The organism is Pseudomonas morbosilactucae (genome assembly GCF_023241665.1).
Taxonomy (GTDB): Bacteria; Pseudomonadota; Gammaproteobacteria; order Pseudomonadales; family Pseudomonadaceae; genus Aquipseudomonas; species Aquipseudomonas morbosilactucae.
This window is the reverse complement of record NZ_JALQCX010000005.1, coordinates 1-15,874: the sequence shown is the minus strand read 5'-3', so window position 1 is coordinate 15,874 and position 15,874 is coordinate 1. Positions and strand designations below refer to the sequence as shown.

Here is a 15,874-nt window from a genome sequence, read left to right as displayed (position 1 = left end):
GGGTTACTTGAGGCGCACAGCAGTGTCGGGAGCCTTGTCCAGGAGCTTGACTCCGAACAGGCCGCGCTTGATGGTCGCGACCTTGTTCTGTCGGGCGTCGTAGACGTTGGCACTGCTAAAGGGTTTTAGCGGATAGTGCTGGGCTACGCCCTCCACCATCACGGTCACGGCTTTCTTGCCGGCGATCATGCTTTTGCCCACCAGTGCCGCGATCAACAGCAGCAGGAACAGCCCGAACAGCAACAGCACCGGCCCCAGCGGGTAACTGATGCGTAGCACGATCGGCAGTACGGTCGAAGAGGTGCTGGCTTCGCTGGACGGGATAAACACGTCCGGCAGTGCATCGCCAGGGAACAGCTCGTTCATCTTCGCGATGAAGTCCTGGGAGATGCGCAGTTGCTGCTCGCTCAGGCGCACCTCAATGGTTCCGGCGCGCTGGTAGCCGCTGGAGAGAATCACCTCGCTCGACCATTGGGACGGCAAAGGCGGTAGTTGCAGGCTGATCGCAGCCTCGCTGGAACGGGCACCGGGCTCCAAGTCCGTCAGGCGGTCGAGGGAGATGCTCGATTGGAGAGCTTCACCCGGCATGTCCAGGTTCATCTCGATTTTCGCGTCGTGGATCTGGTACGGGTTGAACTGGTTTTCGAACTTGCCCAGCAGCACCGCGGTTTTTGGCGAGCTGTCGACGTTGATATTGAGGATTAGGGTCTGCTGGTCCGGGGCCAGTTCGGCACTGACGTCCGGGGTGTCCTGCACGCCGGTGGGGATAAAGCGTACCGCCGACTGGGTCAGCGGCTTGAGCCGTACCCGGTTGTCCTTGAGCAGAGTCGCCAGGGCGGGCTGGGCCAGGATCTGCTCCAGGATCTTGCCGGCGTTATCGCCATAGGCCAGTGCATAAATCATCAAGCCGTTGGCCTGGTAGTTGGGACCTGTCACCGGCATTTTCTGCGGAAATGCGGCGATCCGGGTGATACTGGCTTCGTTGTGCAGCAGGTCATAGAACTCGCGGTTCTTGAGCGAAGTTTCGCTGCTGTTGTTGGGGCTGTTCTTGTTGTTGGTGATGATCCAGACAATCCCTTCACGGCCCTCAAGGGCGGTTTTGATGGCCGCCAGCAGCGCTTCCTTGAAGTCGGTGTCAGCGTAGGCGCCGCCGGCTTTGCGCACCAGGCTCAACTGATTGACGCTGGCGGCAAGTTTGTCGTGGGTGCCGGGCCCGCGATAGGTCCATTCCGGCGACGGGTGCTGGGCATCGGCCTGGTTGAAGCCGCCGATCACTACTTCCGAATTGCCGGCCGCAGCGGCCGCCAGCTTGATCACCAGCGGTTTGAACGAAGACGCCGGGTCCACATAGAAGGGTTCCATCCAGCCGGAGTTCTGCACCAGGAATACCTGGCGCATCGGCTCGGCGACAGCGCCCGTGCTGCCCAGGGCCAGAATCAGCAACAAGCCACGGCGTAGCATCAGGGTCAGGCGTTCCATCGGTAAAGCGCTCCGGAAGAATCGATATACAGCCACAACGCGTTATCGAAAAAGAACCACTGGGCATTCCACGGTCGGCTGACATGGGCCTTGAGCCCGAAACCGCTGCCGCCGACCTGTTCTAGACGGTACTGCGCATCCACCGGCTGCTCGCCCTTGAAGAAGTCGTCGAGGGTGCTGTTCTGCTCCACGCGCATCGAAAGTAGGAGCTTGTCGGTGCTGAACTCGATAAATGGATACACCACTTCACGGGTGGTCGGCGTGATGCTTTCGTCGTGGATGTCCCATGGACGCTCCAGGCGAATGTTGTACTTGAAGCTCAAGTGCCCGGTGCCCAGGCGATAGCCTTTGATGGGCTTGGGCTGGTCGGTCGCACCCGGGTCCAACTGCAGATAGCTCTGGCCCTCGGCTGTAAAGATCAGTTGCCACAGGCCGTAACCGTCCTGAAATGGTGGCCCCTGCTCGGGCATGGCGGTGGCGCCGTTGGGCCACGGGTGCCACTGGGCTTGCAAGGCCTGGCCCTGGCGCATGCTCAGGTAACCGTGTTCGCCAATCCACAGTAGGCGGCGGGACGCGTGGTCGCGAATCGGAGCGGACAAGCGGGTCATCTGCGCAGCATCGGCACCTTCTACTGGGTAGCGCTCCCAGCCATTGGCGCTGGGACTGATCAGGCAGACACCTCCGTCCTCTAGTACCAAGGGCAGGAAGGATTGATCTTCAAGGTCGCCGGGACCGGCCAGCGATCGGCCGTCGCGGCGTTGGCAGCGGTATTTGAGGTTCAGCGGATCGACCTTGACCAGCACCGCGCCTTCATCGCCAGCCAAGAGCAGGTTCTGGCCATGTTCGGCGGGGCACAGGCTGACCGAGCTCGCCCAGTTCTCCAGGCGGTTGCGGCCTATCGGATGACCTTCGGGGCGCAGCTCCAGCCACTTCTCGGAGCCGCGCTGCCAGAGAAACAGGCTGCCTTCACGGCCCAAGGCGAACAGCGCCTCACGGTGGCCGCCGAGGTTGGCGGCGAAGAAACTCAGGCCATTTTTGCGCGGCAGGTCAATGATCTGCTTGCTGTCGTTGAGATCACGCTCGGCGGAGCTTTGCAGGCGTTCGAAGAGTTTTTTGACGGTCTGTTGTGCGCCGTCCAGGTGACAGGCGTCACTGACCACTCGCGAACCGCTGCCATCGCCATAGGGTGGCAGCCAGCGCTTTTCCGGTGCATAGCCAATGGCTTTCAGGGCTTTGCCGCTGTTAGGACAAAACGAGAAAGATGAGGGCACATAAGTGTCATTTTCAGTGAGTCGGGCGCCAACCAAATAGTCGAGGTCGACCAGAGCCGGTGCCGGTTTCACATCGTTGACGCTGACCAGGGTAAAACTGCCATCCGCCACTTGTTGCCATTGCTGGTCGCCAAGTTGCCACTTGTGCCCGCCTCGGTTACCGACTATCTCCATATAATCCTGCTGATACCTGCGTAAAAGCTCGTGCCTGATCACTCAGGCAAACACTTTTGATAAGGGGTGGCTATTGTCGTACGAGGCGCTCGATAGCCGCTTAGTGTGCGGCTTAGAGCAATGGTATGGATCCATTTTTTCGATCGCGGAATAGTGGCATATTGATGAGTGTTGTCAACTATTCCATGGCGTCAAAAGTACTGCTCATACCATTGGATCAAGGCAGCTGCAGCCCGCCCGCTGCCTTGTGTAGGGCGCGCAGGTGCTCGCCCACGAGCTTCAGGTTGGCCTCGTTGGCGGCAATCTCCGCGGCCCTTGCCGGCTCCAATAGCGCGCGCACTTCTTTATCCAGGTCGCCGGTCAAGGTTTGCAGTTGTTTCTGGCGCAGGCTGCTTTCCGCTTCCAGGCGCTGCCACTCGCTGGGTTGCGGCAAGCCGTAGCCACTGCTGCCCAGCAACTCCGCCGGGCGACTGAGGAAACCGCTGTTGGCGAGGATTTCCTGCAAGGTCTTGTTGGCCTTTTCCATGCCGCCGTTTTTCAGTTCGCGGGCCCCCAGGTAACGCTGCTTGACCTCATCCTGGGCCAGCAGCAGTTGGCGGCGGAAGCTGGCCTGCTCCAGGAGCAGCAAGGCGGCGCTGGTGCGCAGGTCGGCCTGGTCGAACCACTGGCGACGTTCTTCGGCGGTTTGCGAGAGCCAGTCCTCGACGGTGGCCTGTTTGATCGGCAGGTGCTTCTTGATCACCTCGAACATCGCTTGGTAGCGGTCGCGGAACGAGTCGAAGCGATAGCCCAGGCGCAGGGCTTCGCGCGGGTCATCGAGCACACTGGTGTCCGCCAGGCCTCGGCCCTTGAGCACTTCCAGCAAGCCGTTGGGCATGATGCTGTCCAGGCCCGTCAGTTGCGGGTTGTTGCTGCCGCTGCGCAGCAGCTTGAGGCTTTCCACGGCGCAGTTGTTGGACAGGAAGTAGTAGTTGCCGTCGTAGCTCCAGTGCATCTCGGCGGCGTGTTCCACCACCTGCTCGATTTCGGTACGCGACAGGTTCAGCGGCACCGAGGCCAGGCTGCGCAGTTCGGTCTTGGTGTATTCGTCGATGACCTGGGCCAGGGGCAGGACAAACAGCCGCGACGGGTACTTGCCCACCAGGCCGTCCCAGCTGGACAGCTGCACATCGCCGACAAAGGCTCGGTAGGACAGCACCAGGTGCTGGTCCAGGTCTAGCCGGCAGTTCGGGCCACGGGGACGGCCCGGGGCGCAGATCACCAGGCGCAACATGCTGTGGCCCCAGCGACTGACCCAGTTCTGGTTGGCTTCGGCCAACAAGTAGTCGACGGCGTAGACCCGCTCCGGATCGACCTTGCCCAGGGGCTGCTTGGCGAAGTCGTTGCCGGCGTTGAGGAAGGCGAACGACTGGGCGCAGGTGTCCTTGGCTGGCGGTGCCCAGTCGAAGTGTTCCTGGTAGTAGCGGTACAGCGCCGGACGCCGGCAGGCGTAGCTCGGGTCGAGAAGGAAGTACTCCATGTTCACCGCGACGAATTCTTTCGGGTTGGTGATCTCGTAGATGTCCGGGCTGCGGGCGACTTGGCGGTTGTGCTGCTCGCGCATGCCGCGGCGGCCGACGTATTGCGGCCAGCCGGCCAGGTCGAGCAGGCGCGGGTCGTCGCTAAGGGTGAAGCGCCGTTCGGTTTGGCCACGGCAGGCATCGGGCAGGCCAATCAGGCCCGAGGTGTTGTGGGTGCGTGCGCAGCGCTGGATCAGGGTGCGTTCGGTGCTGGGCCACAGGCGCGCACGGTCATAAATATGGGTCAGTTCATGCAGTACGGTGGCCAGCAGTTCGCGGCGTACGGTGCCGTGGGGGCGGTGGGTTTTCTGGGTGGCCGCAGAGCCGTCGGCGAGGCTGGCGAGCAAGGCGCGGTTGAGGTCCAGCTCGGACACCAGCGAGGCTTCGCCGTAGGCGTTGTCCGGCATCTGGTCGGTCCAGCCGACGTCGATGGTGCGGTCCAGTTGCTCGATGAAGCGCGGCGGCAATGCTTGCATCGCTTCATCCAGCAGCGCCTGGCTGGCTTGTTGTTCGGCGGGGCTCAAGCCATCGGTCTTGAGCCGCAATTGCAGGCCGGCCTGGGCGGTGCCGCAGAGCAGTGCGACCACCCCGGCCAGCAGCCAGGCGCTGAATGACTTCACAGAGCGAGAATGGCTTCGGCGAGTACCTGGTCGCTGGCGTCGCGGGCTTCTGGCACGCGGGTCCGCAGAGTGTCGAACGCGGCTTCCAGTTGGGCGCCACGGATATCGCCATTGCTGGCGACGAAGCTGGCGGCGTCGTCATGGGCTTCGCGGATGATTTTGGAATCACGGATGGAGGTGGTGGTATCCGAGGTGAAATCGATCGTACGGCCAGAGGCCCGAACGATGATGTTACTGGTGGCCACCAGCGTTTGTGCCTGGGCCACGTCGGCCAACAACAGCAGGCCAAGAGTGGCGGCAATCAGCGGGTTACGCATGGAACGACTCCGGAATAACTGGGGAATGATTATTTGACGAGAATTGCCTGCGCCAGTTCAAGGTCGCTTGCATGAAGTTTGGGCTGCGTCTGACGCAGGTACTTCAAGGCGGACTCCAGTTGCGCGCCTCGCCATTGACCATCAGTGGCAATGAAGGCGGCGGCATCGTCCTGGGCGGCGAGTATCAGTTTATGGTCGAAGGGCGCGGAGGTCACCTGGCTTGTGGCGTAGCCGGTAACAACCAAACCTTGTGTGGTCAGGTCGAAAGCCTGAGCCGAGCCGGCCCAACAGACAGTGAAAAACAGCGCAACGCTAAACGGTATCCGTAACAAACCCATGAGTCTCGACAGCTGAAAAACCAGCTGCAAGGCTAGCGCAATGCCTTGGCGAGGGCCAGCCTAGAGGGCTTTTAGGTGCCAGGCACCTCAAGGCTGGCGGGCCGTCAGATGGCTAGGATGGCCTGGGCCAGTTGGGCGTCGCTGGCGGCCAGCTCAGGTGCTTGCTGGCGGATGAAGGCCAGGGCGCTTTCCAGTTTTACACCACGGATGTTGCCGTCGGTGGCGACAAAGCTGGCAGCGTCATCGCGGGCTGCACGAACGATCTTGTTGTCACGCAGCGACGAGGTGGCATCGGAAGTCGCGTCGGTGGTGGCCTTGAGTGCGCCAACGATGGCGTCGGTGGTCACGATCAGGCTGGTGGCGTGGGCATTGGCAGCCACGGCCAGCAGGGCTGCAGCGCTGAGCAGACGAAGACGGGTCATGGGGTAACTCCTTGAGTGAACAGATCGATAAGTCGCTGTGTGCAACGCCGGGCAATTACTGCGAGTGCCTAGCCAGATAAGTCAGACGAAGGCAGCGGATAAATCGCCACTTCGTGATGGATATTAGGCTGCGCTGAGTGCTTCGAACAGTCTTGAGGCTTGTTGCGGCCTGCGCGTTCCCTGGTTGTTTGGTCCCTAGAGCGGTTACCAAAGTACTGAGATAGAGCGCCTGATTAAACTGTATTGGTATAATTTGTAATTCTTAAAATTGTACCTGTCTGGCCTTTTAACGCGATATTCCACATTACCCTGCCCCTGAAACGACAAAACCCGTCGCGGTTTCCGGCGACGGGTTTTGTTTATGCAATTCGGGGTGCTGGCGGTGGACCCGGTGGGTCAGAGCCAGCGACGCTAACTTAGCGCCAGAACGGCTTGCTCAGCTCTTCGTAGCGTTGTGCTTCGCTAATCCCGGCGTCAGCCAGCAGACGCGAATCCAGACGGGCCAGTTGATGGCGGCTGGAGATGCGGCGCTGCCACAGCATCAGGTTGGCGAGAACGCGCAGAGGCATGGAAGCCTGGGTTTTTTCAGCTTTGTCTTCGAAGAACAGTTCGGAACTGATTGTACGTTCCATGGTTAGCATCCTTCCGCTTGTGGCGGGATTAGGTAGTGGTTTAACTGGTGCCCATGATCCTCTCTCGGTGCAAGACTCTGTAGATACAGTTCACCTGTATTGTGAGGGACCAGTTAACTGTTAAACCTTGCTGTACTGTTCGAAAATGAGGCAACTGTACTTGTCTGCATCGTTATGGTGCATTTTTGGAGGTTTTCGAAAAAGAAGGGGGTGTTTCAGAGGGAAAAAGACCGGTACAGCAGTACAGTTTTTTTCATAGGGCGTGGGGTTGTGGGTCAGCTGACGAAACTGTGTTTGCGTCAGCTGCCAACTGTATCAATTACACGGCGAGCATTTTCCCGGTTTCTTCCAGGTTGATGTGCCAGCTCAGTGCGTCACGCAGGATGTGCGGTGTGTGACCGCCCAATGCGCAGGCCTGGGTGAAGTAGTCGTTGAGCGCTTGGCGATAGGACGGGTGCACGCAGTTATCGATGATCACTCGGGCCCGCTCCCGCGGCGCCAGACCACGCAGGTCTGCCAGGCCGACCTCGGTCACGAGGATGTCGACATCGTGTTCGGTGTGGTCGACGTGGCTGACCATCGGCACCACGCTGGAAATCGCCCCGCCCTTGGCAATCGACTTGGTGACGAAGATCGCCAGGTGCGCATTGCGTGCGAAGTCGCCCGAGCCCCCGATGCCATTCATCATCCGCGTGCCGCAGACATGGGTGGAGTTGACGTTGCCGTAGATATCGAACTCCAGGGCGGTATTGATGCCGATGATGCCCAGGCGCCGTACCACTTCCGGGTGGTTGGAGATTTCCTGCGGGCGCAGCACCAGTTTGTCTTTATAGCGCTCCAGGTTGCCGAACACATCGGTGTTGCGCCGGCTCGACAGGGTGATGGAGCTGCCTGAGGCAAAGCTCAGCTTGCCGGCGTCGATCAGGTCGAAGGTGGAGTCCTGCAGTACTTCGGAGTACATGGTCAGGTCTTCGAACGGTGAGTCGATCAGGCCGCACATCACCGCATTGGCAATGTTGCCGATGCCGGCCTGCAGCGGGCCGAGCTTGTTGGTCATGCGCCCGGCGTCCACTTCCTGCTTGAGAAAGTCGATCAGGTGATTGGCGATGCCTTGGGTTTCGCTGTCCGGGGTGGAGACGGTGGACGGCGAGTCAGGCTGGTTGGTGATGACGATGGCGACGATCTTTTCCGCCGGGATCGGGATGGCGGTGCTGCCGATACGGTCGTCGACCTTGACCAGTGGAATCGGCGTGCGCGTCGGCCGGTAGGTCGGAATGTAGATGTCGTGCAGGCCTTCGAGGTTGGGGTTGTGGGCCAGATTGATCTCCACGATTACCTGCTTGGCGAAGATTGCGAAGCTGGCCGAGTTGCCCACCGAGGTGGTCGGCACGATATGGCCTTGCTCGGTGATGGCGACGGCTTCGATGACGGCGATGTCCGGCAGCTTGAGCTGCTGGTTGCGCAGTTGCTCGACGGTTTCCGACAAGTGCTGGTCGATAAACATCACTTCGCCGGCGTTGATTGCCTTGCGCAGGGTGCTGTCCACCTGGAATGGCATGCGGCGGGCCAGGACGCCGGCTTCGGTCAGCTGTTTGTCGAGGTCGTTGCCCAGGCTGGCGCCGGTCATCAGGCTGATTTTAAGGGGGGTTACCTTGGCGCGTTCGGCCAATGCATGGGGCACGGCCTTGGCCTCGCCAGCTCGGGTAAAGCCGCTCATGCCGACGGTCATGCCGTCCTCGATCAGAGCGGCAGCGTCGGCGGCGCTCATCACCTTATCCAACAACGAAGGCAAGCGGATACGATCACGGTACATGGATTGTTATCTCGGGCAACGGAAGCAAGATGCGCAGTCTAGTGATTTCAAAAAATTTCGCCCCGCTACCATGGTCGAATGAAAGGCCCTGATTTAGAGCCTTTGGTCGGGTTTGTGAGGGAAATAAAAAACCCCAGCCTACTCAAGGCCGGGGTTTGGGGTATTGCCGTGGAGCAGGGTTTATTCGACGGCCTTGACCATATCTTCGATGACCTTCTTCGCATCGCCGAAGACCATCATGGTCTTGTCCAGGTAGAACAGTTCGTTGTCCAGGCCGGCATAGCCGCTGGCCATGGAGCGCTTGTTGACGATGATGGTCTTGGCCTTGAACGCTTCGAGGATCGGCATGCCGGCAATCGGCGATTTCGGATCGTTCTTGGCGGCCGGGTTGACCACGTCGTTGGCGCCCAACACCAGCACCACGTCGGCTTGGCCGAACTCGGAGTTGATGTCTTCCATCTCGAACACCTGGTCGTAAGGCACTTCGGCCTCGGCCAGCAGCACGTTCATGTGCCCGGGCATGCGCCCTGCCACCGGGTGGATAGCGTACTTCACGGTCACGCCACGATGGGTCAGCTTCTCGGTCAACTCTTTCAGCGCATGCTGCGCCCGCGCGACCGCCAAGCCATAGCCCGGGACGATGATCACGGTGTCGGCGTTGGTCAGCAGGAAGGTTGCGTCGTCAGCCGAGCCGGATTTCACCGGGCGTGCTTCTTTCGAGCCTGCCGGGCCGGCCGCGTCGGCGCTGTTGCCGAAACCACCGAGCAGTACATTAAAGAAGGAACGGTTCATCGCCTTGCACATGATGTACGAGAGGATCGCGCCGCTTGAACCCACCAACGAACCGGCGATGATCAGCATCGAGTTGTTCAGCGAAAAGCCGATCCCCGCCGCTGCCCAGCCGGAGTAGCTGTTGAGCATCGACACCACCACCGGCATATCGGCACCGCCGATCGGGATGATGATCAGCACGCCCAACACAAAGGCCAGGGCCAGCATCAAGGCGAAGGCGCTGAGGTTGCCGGTGAACATGAAGACCAGGCCCAGGCCCAGTGTGGCCAGGCCGAGCACCAGGTTCAGCTTGTGTTGGCCACCGAACTGTACCGGTGCGCCCTGGAACAGGCGGAATTTGTACTTGCCCGAGAGCTTGCCGAAGGCGATCACCGAACCGGAGAAGGTGATTGCACCGATGGCCGCGCCAAGGAACAGCTCCAGGCGGTTACCGGCCGGAATCGAGTCGCCCAGCTGTTTGACGATGCCCAGGGACTGGGGCTCGACCACCGCAGCAATGGCGATAAACACCGCTGCCAGGCCGATCATGCTGTGCATGAACGCCACCAGCTCCGGCATCTTGGTCATCTCGACCCGCTTGGCCATGATCGAGCCGGCAGTGCCGCCGATCAGCAGGCCGACAATCACGTAGCCAATGCCCGCAGTGGCGAGCTCAGCGCCCAGCTTATAGATGAGGCCGACGGTGGTGAGCACCGCCAAGGCCATGCCGAGCATGCCGAACAGGTTGCCGCGACGCGAAGTGGTCGGGTGCGACAGGCCCTTGAGGGCCTGGATAAAGCAGATCGACGCGATCAGGTAGAGCGTCGTTACCAGGTTCATGCTCATTACTTGGGCGCCTCTTCTTTTACGGCTTTCGGGGCTTTTTTCTTGAACATCTCAAGCATGCGGCGCGTCACCAGGAAGCCGCCGAACACGTTGACCGCAGCCAGGGCTACGGCCAGGGTGCCCATGGTCTTGCCCAGTGGCGTGACGGTCAGGGCGGCAGCGAGCATGGCGCCGACGATCACGATTGCGGAAATGGCGTTGGTCACCGCCATCAATGGTGTGTGCAGTGCGGGGGTAACGTTCCAGACCACGTGGTAACCGACATAAATCGCCAGCACGAAGATGATCAGGTTGTAGATACCGGGGGAGATAAGCTCTTCCATCGTCTGATTCCCTGCTTAGGCGTTTTTACGGATGACTTGGCCGTCGCGGCACATCAGGCACGCGGCGACAATGTCGTCTTCTAGGTTGACGTCGAACTGCCCTTCTTTGGTGAAGACCAGCTTCAGGAAGTCCAGCAGGTTGCGCGCATACAGGGCCGAGGCGTCAGCCGCCACCGCACCGGCCAGGTTGGTCGGGCCGACAATGGTCACGCCATTCTCCACCACGACCTGGTCGGCCACAGTCAGCGGGCAGTTGCCACCCTGGGCGGCAGCGAGGTCGATGACTACCGAGCCTGGCTTCATTTGCGCAACGGTCTCGGCGCTGAGCAGGGTCGGTGCCTTGCGGCCTGGAATCAGCGCGGTGGTGATGACGATATCCGCCTGCTTGGCGCGCTCATGCACGGCCAAAGCCTGGCGCTGCATCCAGCTGGATGGCATAGGTCGGGCGTAACCGCCGACACCGACAGCGCATTCACGCTCTTCGTCAGTCTCGTAAGGCACGTCGACAAACTTGGCCCCCAGGGATTCGATCTGTTCCTTCACCGCTGGGCGTACGTCCGAGGCTTCGATCACCGCGCCCAGGCGCTTGGCCGTAGCGATGGCCTGCAGCCCGGCCACACCGGCACCCAGAATCAGCACGCGGGCGGCTTTCACCGTACCGGCGGCGGTCATCAGCATCGGCATGAAGCGTGGGTAGTAGTGGGCTGCCAGCAGCACGGCTTTATAGCCGGCAATGTTGGCCTGGGACGACAGCACGTCCAGGCTCTGGGCCCGAGAGGTGCGTGGCGCGGCTTCCAGGGCGAAGGCGGTGATCCCGCGTTCGGCCAGCTTGGCGATGGTTTCATTGCTGAACGGATTGAGCATGCCCACCAGTACGGTGCCGCTCTTGATCAGCGTCAGTTCGCTGTCGTTGGGGGCGACGACCTTGAGAACCAGCTCCGCGCCGAAGGCATCGGTGGCGCTGCCAATGGTGGCGCCTGCCGCTTCATAAGCACTGTCGACAACGCTGGCATTGATGCCTGCGCCGCTTTGCACAGTGACCTTATGACCCTGGCCGATCAGCTTTTTGATGGTTTCCGGGGTGGCAGCAACCCGTGTTTCACCCGTCTGGGTTTCGAGAGGAACACCAATGTGCACGTCAAATCTCCTGCTTGATCTTATTGCTTTCGATCTTTCTTAGAAGGCCAGCGCACTGCGGAGGGTGCGACTGGGGCGGCCGATCAGCACGATCCCGCCGAAATCACGGCGGGGCGCGGCATTTTGCAGGCGAAGTTTGAGCCCTTCAAGAAGTTCTGACGCGTGACGGAAAATTAACTACAAGTCACCCCGTGACCGAATGTCGCAACTCCACGGTTGAAGCCCTTGTTTTACTTGGGTTGTAAAGGTTTTCTCTTTGTTTTAAGAAAAATCTCATGAGTGCTGTGAATGTTCTGGCATGAGCCCCAAATAAACCCTACAAGCCACGTGGTTAGGCGCTTGTAGGACGATTGTTCTATAGGTCGGTACAGTCTGTCTAAATGCGACAAATAGTTATATCTGTAGTGTCTTTATTTTACTGACTACGGGGTCAGCTTAATGCTGTATCCCTTTGTTCTTCTGGGCTGTAGTGGTGGGCCTGGTGCACCAGCCAGTCGCGAAACGCCCGCAGTGAGGCTGATTCCACCTTACGCTCCGGAATCATCAGGTAATAAGCCTTGGGACTGGAGAGCCCTTGAGGGTGGGCGATCACCAAGCGCTTTTCCGCCAATTCGCGCTGAATCAGGAAGGGTGGAATCAGTGCGATGCCCATGTCGTGCATGGCGGCCTGAGCCAGCATGGAGAATAGCTCGTAACGCGGCCCCGTCATGTCCCGTGGAATGTTCAGGTGCTGCGAGCTGAACCATTGCCGCCATGCGTAGGGCCTAGTGGTCTGTTGCAGCAGGGGTTGTTCAGCGATTTCCTCAGCGCTCAGTTGGCTGTGCTTACCCAGGGTCGCTGGGCTGCAGACCGGCATCGGATTCTCCCCCATCAACCGGTGGGACTGGGTGCCGGGCCAGTCGGCGTCGCCAAAGTAGATGGCAGCATCGAAGTCGGTGTCGGCAAACAGGAATGGCCGCGTGCGATTAGTGAGGTTGACCGTGACTTCGGGGTGTTGCTGCTGGAAGTCTTTGAGGCGCGGTAGCAACCATTGGGTGCCGAAGGTCGGTACCACGGCCAGTTCGATGGTATTGGCGCCCTGCTGGCCCATGACGGACAGGGTGTCGCGCTCTACCGCATCCAGCTGGGTGGCGACACGTCGGCTGTAGGAAAGCCCGGCCTCGGTGAGTTTGACTCCGCGTCGAGAGCGCCGGAACAGCTCCACGCTCAGGAACTCCTCAAGGCTGGCGATCTGTCGGCAGATGGCCCCTTGGGTGAGTGAAAGCTCCTGGGCGGCCTTGGTGAAGCTTTCATGGCGCGCCGCCGCTTCAAAGCTGACCAGGGCCGTGGTGCTGGGGATCTTTCGACGCATGTACGGCAACCTCACTAATCATGGCGGTAATGAAGGGGTGTGTTTATTTCGGAGTGAGAAATTAGCACAACAGTATGCAAAATCGTCGTTTGTAGTCAGCGTCCGTCAAGCCTAGGATCAACCCACGATAGTTGACCTACTTCACGAGGACTCACTCATGGGCGGCAAAGCAAGCTTCAACTGGATCGATCCCCTTCTGCTGGATCAACAGCTCACTGAAGAAGAGCGCATGGTGCGTGACAGCGCCGAGCAGTTCGCCCAGGGCAAGCTGGCGCCCCGTGTGCTCGAAGCTTTCCGTCATGAACAGACCGATCCGGCGATCTTCCGTGAGATGGGTGAGATCGGCTTGCTGGGTGCGACCATTCCCGAGCAGTACGGCGGCAGTGGCTTGAACTACGTCTGCTACGGTTTGATCGCCCGTGAAGTGGAGCGTGTGGATTCCGGTTATCGCTCGATGATGAGTGTGCAGTCCTCCCTGGTCATGGTGCCGATCAACGAATTCGGAACCGAGGCGCAGAAGCAGAAGTACCTGCCGAAACTGGCTTCCGGTGAATGGATTGGCTGCTTTGGCCTGACAGAGCCTAACCATGGGTCTGACCCGGGAGCGATGATTACCCGTGCACGCAAGGTGGACGGCGGCTACAGCCTCACCGGCAGTAAAATGTGGATCACCAACAGCCCGATTGCCGACGTCTTTGTGGTGTGGGCCAAAGATGATGCGGGCGATATCCGTGGCTTTGTCTTGGAGAAAGGCTGGAAAGGCCTGAGCGCGCCAGCGATTCACGGCAAGGTCGGCCTGCGTGCGTCCATCACTGGTGAAATCGTCATGGATAACGTCTTTGTGCCGGAAGAGAACATCTTCCCGGATGTCCGTGGTCTGAAAGGGCCGTTCACCTGCCTGAACTCCGCGCGTTATGGCATCTCCTGGGGTGCCCTGGGTGCCGCCGAGTTCTGCTGGCACACCGCTCGCCAATACACCTTGGACCGCCAGCAGTTTGGCCGCCCGCTGGCGGCGACTCAGCTGATCCAGAAAAAACTGGCGGATATGCAGACCGAGATTACCCTCGCCCTCCAAGGCTGCCTGCGCCTGGGGCGGATGAAGGATGAAGGCACTGCGGCGGTGGAAATCACTTCGATCATGAAGCGCAACTCGTGCGGCAAGTCCCTGGACATCGCGCGCATGGCTCGCGACATGTTGGGCGGTAACGGCATCTCCGATGAGTTCGGGGTGGCCCGTCATCTGGTGAACCTGGAAGTGGTCAACACCTATGAAGGGACCCATGACGTTCATGCGCTGATCCTGGGGCGTGCGCAAACCGGTCTCCAGGCGTTCTATTAATAGGAGAGCGGCCATGGGCGCGTTATCGCATCTGCGGGTACTGGATTTGTCGCGCGTGCTGGCCGGGCCTTGGGCTGGCCAGATCCTTGCGGACCTTGGGGCGGAGGTGATCAAGGTCGAGCGTCCGGGCAATGGTGACGATACTCGGGCCTGGGGGCCGCCCTTCCTTAAGAATGCCGAGGGTGAGAACACCACGGAGGCCGCCTATTACTTGTCGGCCAACCGTAACAAGGAATCGGTAACCATCGACTTCACCCGTCCTGAGGGGCAGCAACTGGTGCGGGAGTTGGCCGCCAAGTCCGACATCCTCATCGAGAACTTCAAGGTGGGTGGGCTGGCCGCTTATGGTTTGGATTACGAGTCACTGAAGGCGCTGAACCCACAGCTGATCTATTGCTCGATCACCGGCTTTGGCCAGACCGGTCCTTACGCGAAGCGTGCGGGCTACGATTTCATGATCCAGGGTTTGGGTGGGTTAATGAGCCTGACTGGGCGTCCCGAAGGAGATGAGGGGGCCGGGCCGGTGAAGGTGGGCGTGGCGCTGACCGACATTCTTACGGGGCTCTACTCCACTGTGGCCATCCTGGCAGCGCTGGCTCATCGAGACCATGACGGGGGCGGCCAGCACATCGACATGGCGTTGCTGGATGTGCAGGTGGCTTGTCTGGCCAACCAGGCGATGAACTACCTGACCACGGGAGTGGCGCCCAAGCGGCTGGGTAATGCTCATCCGAATATCGTGCCCTATCAGGATTTCCCTACTGCGGACGGCGACTTCATTCTGACCGTGGGCAACGACGGGCAGTTTCGCAAGTTTGCGGAAGTGGCGGGTCAGCCACAGTGGGCGGACGATCCTCGGTTCGCGACCAATAAGCTGAGGGTGGCCAACCGGGCGCTGTTGATCCCGCTGATCCGCCAGGCGACCGTGTTCAAGACAACGGCCGAGTGGGTACTCCAGTTGGAGCAGGCGGGTGTGCCATGCGGGCCTATCAATGACCTGGCGCAGATGTTTGCTGATCCCCAAGTGAAGGCACGTGGGCTGGCAATCGAACTGCCTCATGCACTGGGAGGGACGGTGCCCCAGGTGGCGAGCCCGATTCGCCTCTCCGAGACGCCGGTTGAGTATCGTCATGCTCCCCCTTTATTGGGTGAGCACACTGAAGAGGTGTTGCGACGGGTCTTGGGGTTAGAGGTGGGCGCGGTGAGTGCTTTGAGGGAGTCCGGCGTGTTGTGAGTCGCGCTTCTATATAGAAGGTGTTCCGGTCCTTCTATATAGAGGGCGGTGAAAGCACTCCTTTAGGGGTGTTTTTGAGTTTCTTCATAGAAACTTTGAATTAAGGGTTGACGGCAGATTCTATGGGCCTATAATTCGCCCCACTTCCGGCGCAGTCGAAACGGAAAACTCCTTGAAATTCAATGAGTTACGCAGTTTTCGACAGCGACCTGCTTCAGTTCATCGAAGCCCAGAAGGAGTTGATGGAG

The 15,874-nt window shown here is 60.1% G+C and carries 14 protein-coding genes; 2 read left to right on the top strand and 12 right to left on the bottom strand.

Annotation, left to right across the window (positions count from 1 at the left end):
- Positions 1-3: 3 nt before the first annotated feature.
- The 12 genes from M1B35_RS02025 to M1B35_RS01970 form a co-directional block, all read right to left on the bottom strand.
- Complete coding sequence (locus tag M1B35_RS02025) at positions 4-1,479, bottom strand: hypothetical protein (RefSeq protein WP_123328101.1); 1,476 nt, start codon at positions 1,477-1,479, stop codon at positions 4-6.
- On the bottom strand, positions 1,467-2,924 hold the full coding sequence (locus M1B35_RS02020; protein ID WP_268261089.1) for a hypothetical protein: 1,458 nt from the start codon (positions 2,922-2,924) through the stop codon (positions 1,467-1,469). The genes M1B35_RS02025 and M1B35_RS02020 overlap by 13 nt, the downstream gene beginning before the upstream one ends.
- Before the next feature lie 217 nt (positions 2,925-3,141).
- A complete protein-coding gene (locus tag M1B35_RS02015; protein WP_268261088.1) occupies positions 3,142-5,103 on the bottom strand; it encodes a DUF7844 domain-containing protein in 1,962 nt (653 codons plus the stop codon).
- Positions 5,100-5,420, bottom strand: coding sequence for a DUF2388 domain-containing protein (locus tag M1B35_RS02010; RefSeq protein ID WP_123328104.1), 321 nt, complete (start codon positions 5,418-5,420; stop codon positions 5,100-5,102). The genes M1B35_RS02015 and M1B35_RS02010 overlap by 4 nt, the downstream gene beginning before the upstream one ends.
- Before the next feature lie 29 nt (positions 5,421-5,449).
- Entirely contained in the window at positions 5,450-5,758 is a 309-nt protein-coding gene (locus tag M1B35_RS02005) for a DUF2388 domain-containing protein (RefSeq protein ID WP_123328131.1), read from the bottom strand.
- A gap of 104 nt (positions 5,759-5,862) precedes the next feature.
- Positions 5,863-6,180, bottom strand: coding sequence for a DUF2388 domain-containing protein (locus M1B35_RS02000; RefSeq protein WP_123328105.1), 318 nt, complete (start codon positions 6,178-6,180; stop codon positions 5,863-5,865).
- 416 nt (positions 6,181-6,596) lie between these two features.
- The gene (locus M1B35_RS01995) at positions 6,597-6,749 is read right to left on the bottom strand and encodes a DUF1127 domain-containing protein (protein WP_425273381.1); all 153 of its coding nucleotides are present in this window, start codon (positions 6,747-6,749) and stop codon (positions 6,597-6,599) included.
- Positions 6,750-7,131: 382 nt separating this feature from the next.
- Complete coding sequence (locus M1B35_RS01990; protein ID WP_268261087.1) at positions 7,132-8,625, bottom strand: acetyl-CoA hydrolase/transferase family protein; 1,494 nt, start codon at positions 8,623-8,625, stop codon at positions 7,132-7,134.
- A 180-nt stretch (positions 8,626-8,805) separates the two neighbouring features.
- Positions 8,806-10,242, bottom strand: a complete 1,437-nt coding sequence (locus M1B35_RS01985) for an NAD(P)(+) transhydrogenase (Re/Si-specific) subunit beta (RefSeq protein WP_123328108.1) — start codon at positions 10,240-10,242, stop codon at positions 8,806-8,808.
- Positions 10,242-10,565: an NAD(P) transhydrogenase subunit alpha part 2 gene (locus tag M1B35_RS01980; protein ID WP_003187010.1), complete on the bottom strand. Its 324-nt coding sequence runs from the start codon at positions 10,563-10,565 to the stop codon at positions 10,242-10,244. The genes M1B35_RS01985 and M1B35_RS01980 overlap by 1 nt, the downstream gene beginning before the upstream one ends.
- A gap of 15 nt (positions 10,566-10,580) precedes the next feature.
- Positions 10,581-11,702 carry a Re/Si-specific NAD(P)(+) transhydrogenase subunit alpha gene (locus M1B35_RS01975; protein WP_123328109.1) on the bottom strand — a complete coding sequence of 374 codons (1,122 nt, stop codon included), beginning with the start codon at positions 11,700-11,702 and terminating at the stop codon, positions 10,581-10,583.
- 430 nt (positions 11,703-12,132) lie between these two features.
- Positions 12,133-13,053 carry a LysR family transcriptional regulator gene (locus tag M1B35_RS01970; RefSeq protein ID WP_123328110.1) on the bottom strand — a complete coding sequence of 307 codons (921 nt, stop codon included), beginning with the start codon at positions 13,051-13,053 and terminating at the stop codon, positions 12,133-12,135.
- Positions 13,054-13,210: 157 nt separating this feature from the next.
- Here M1B35_RS01970 and M1B35_RS01965 point away from each other — a divergent pair, with 157 nt between their 5' ends.
- Positions 13,211-14,392, top strand: coding sequence for an acyl-CoA dehydrogenase (locus M1B35_RS01965; RefSeq protein WP_123328111.1), 1,182 nt, complete (start codon positions 13,211-13,213; stop codon positions 14,390-14,392).
- Between the two features lie 13 nt (positions 14,393-14,405).
- Entirely contained in the window at positions 14,406-15,626 is a 1,221-nt protein-coding gene (locus M1B35_RS01960; RefSeq protein ID WP_123328112.1) for a CaiB/BaiF CoA transferase family protein, read from the top strand.
- The last annotated feature ends 248 nt before the right edge of the window (positions 15,627-15,874 follow it).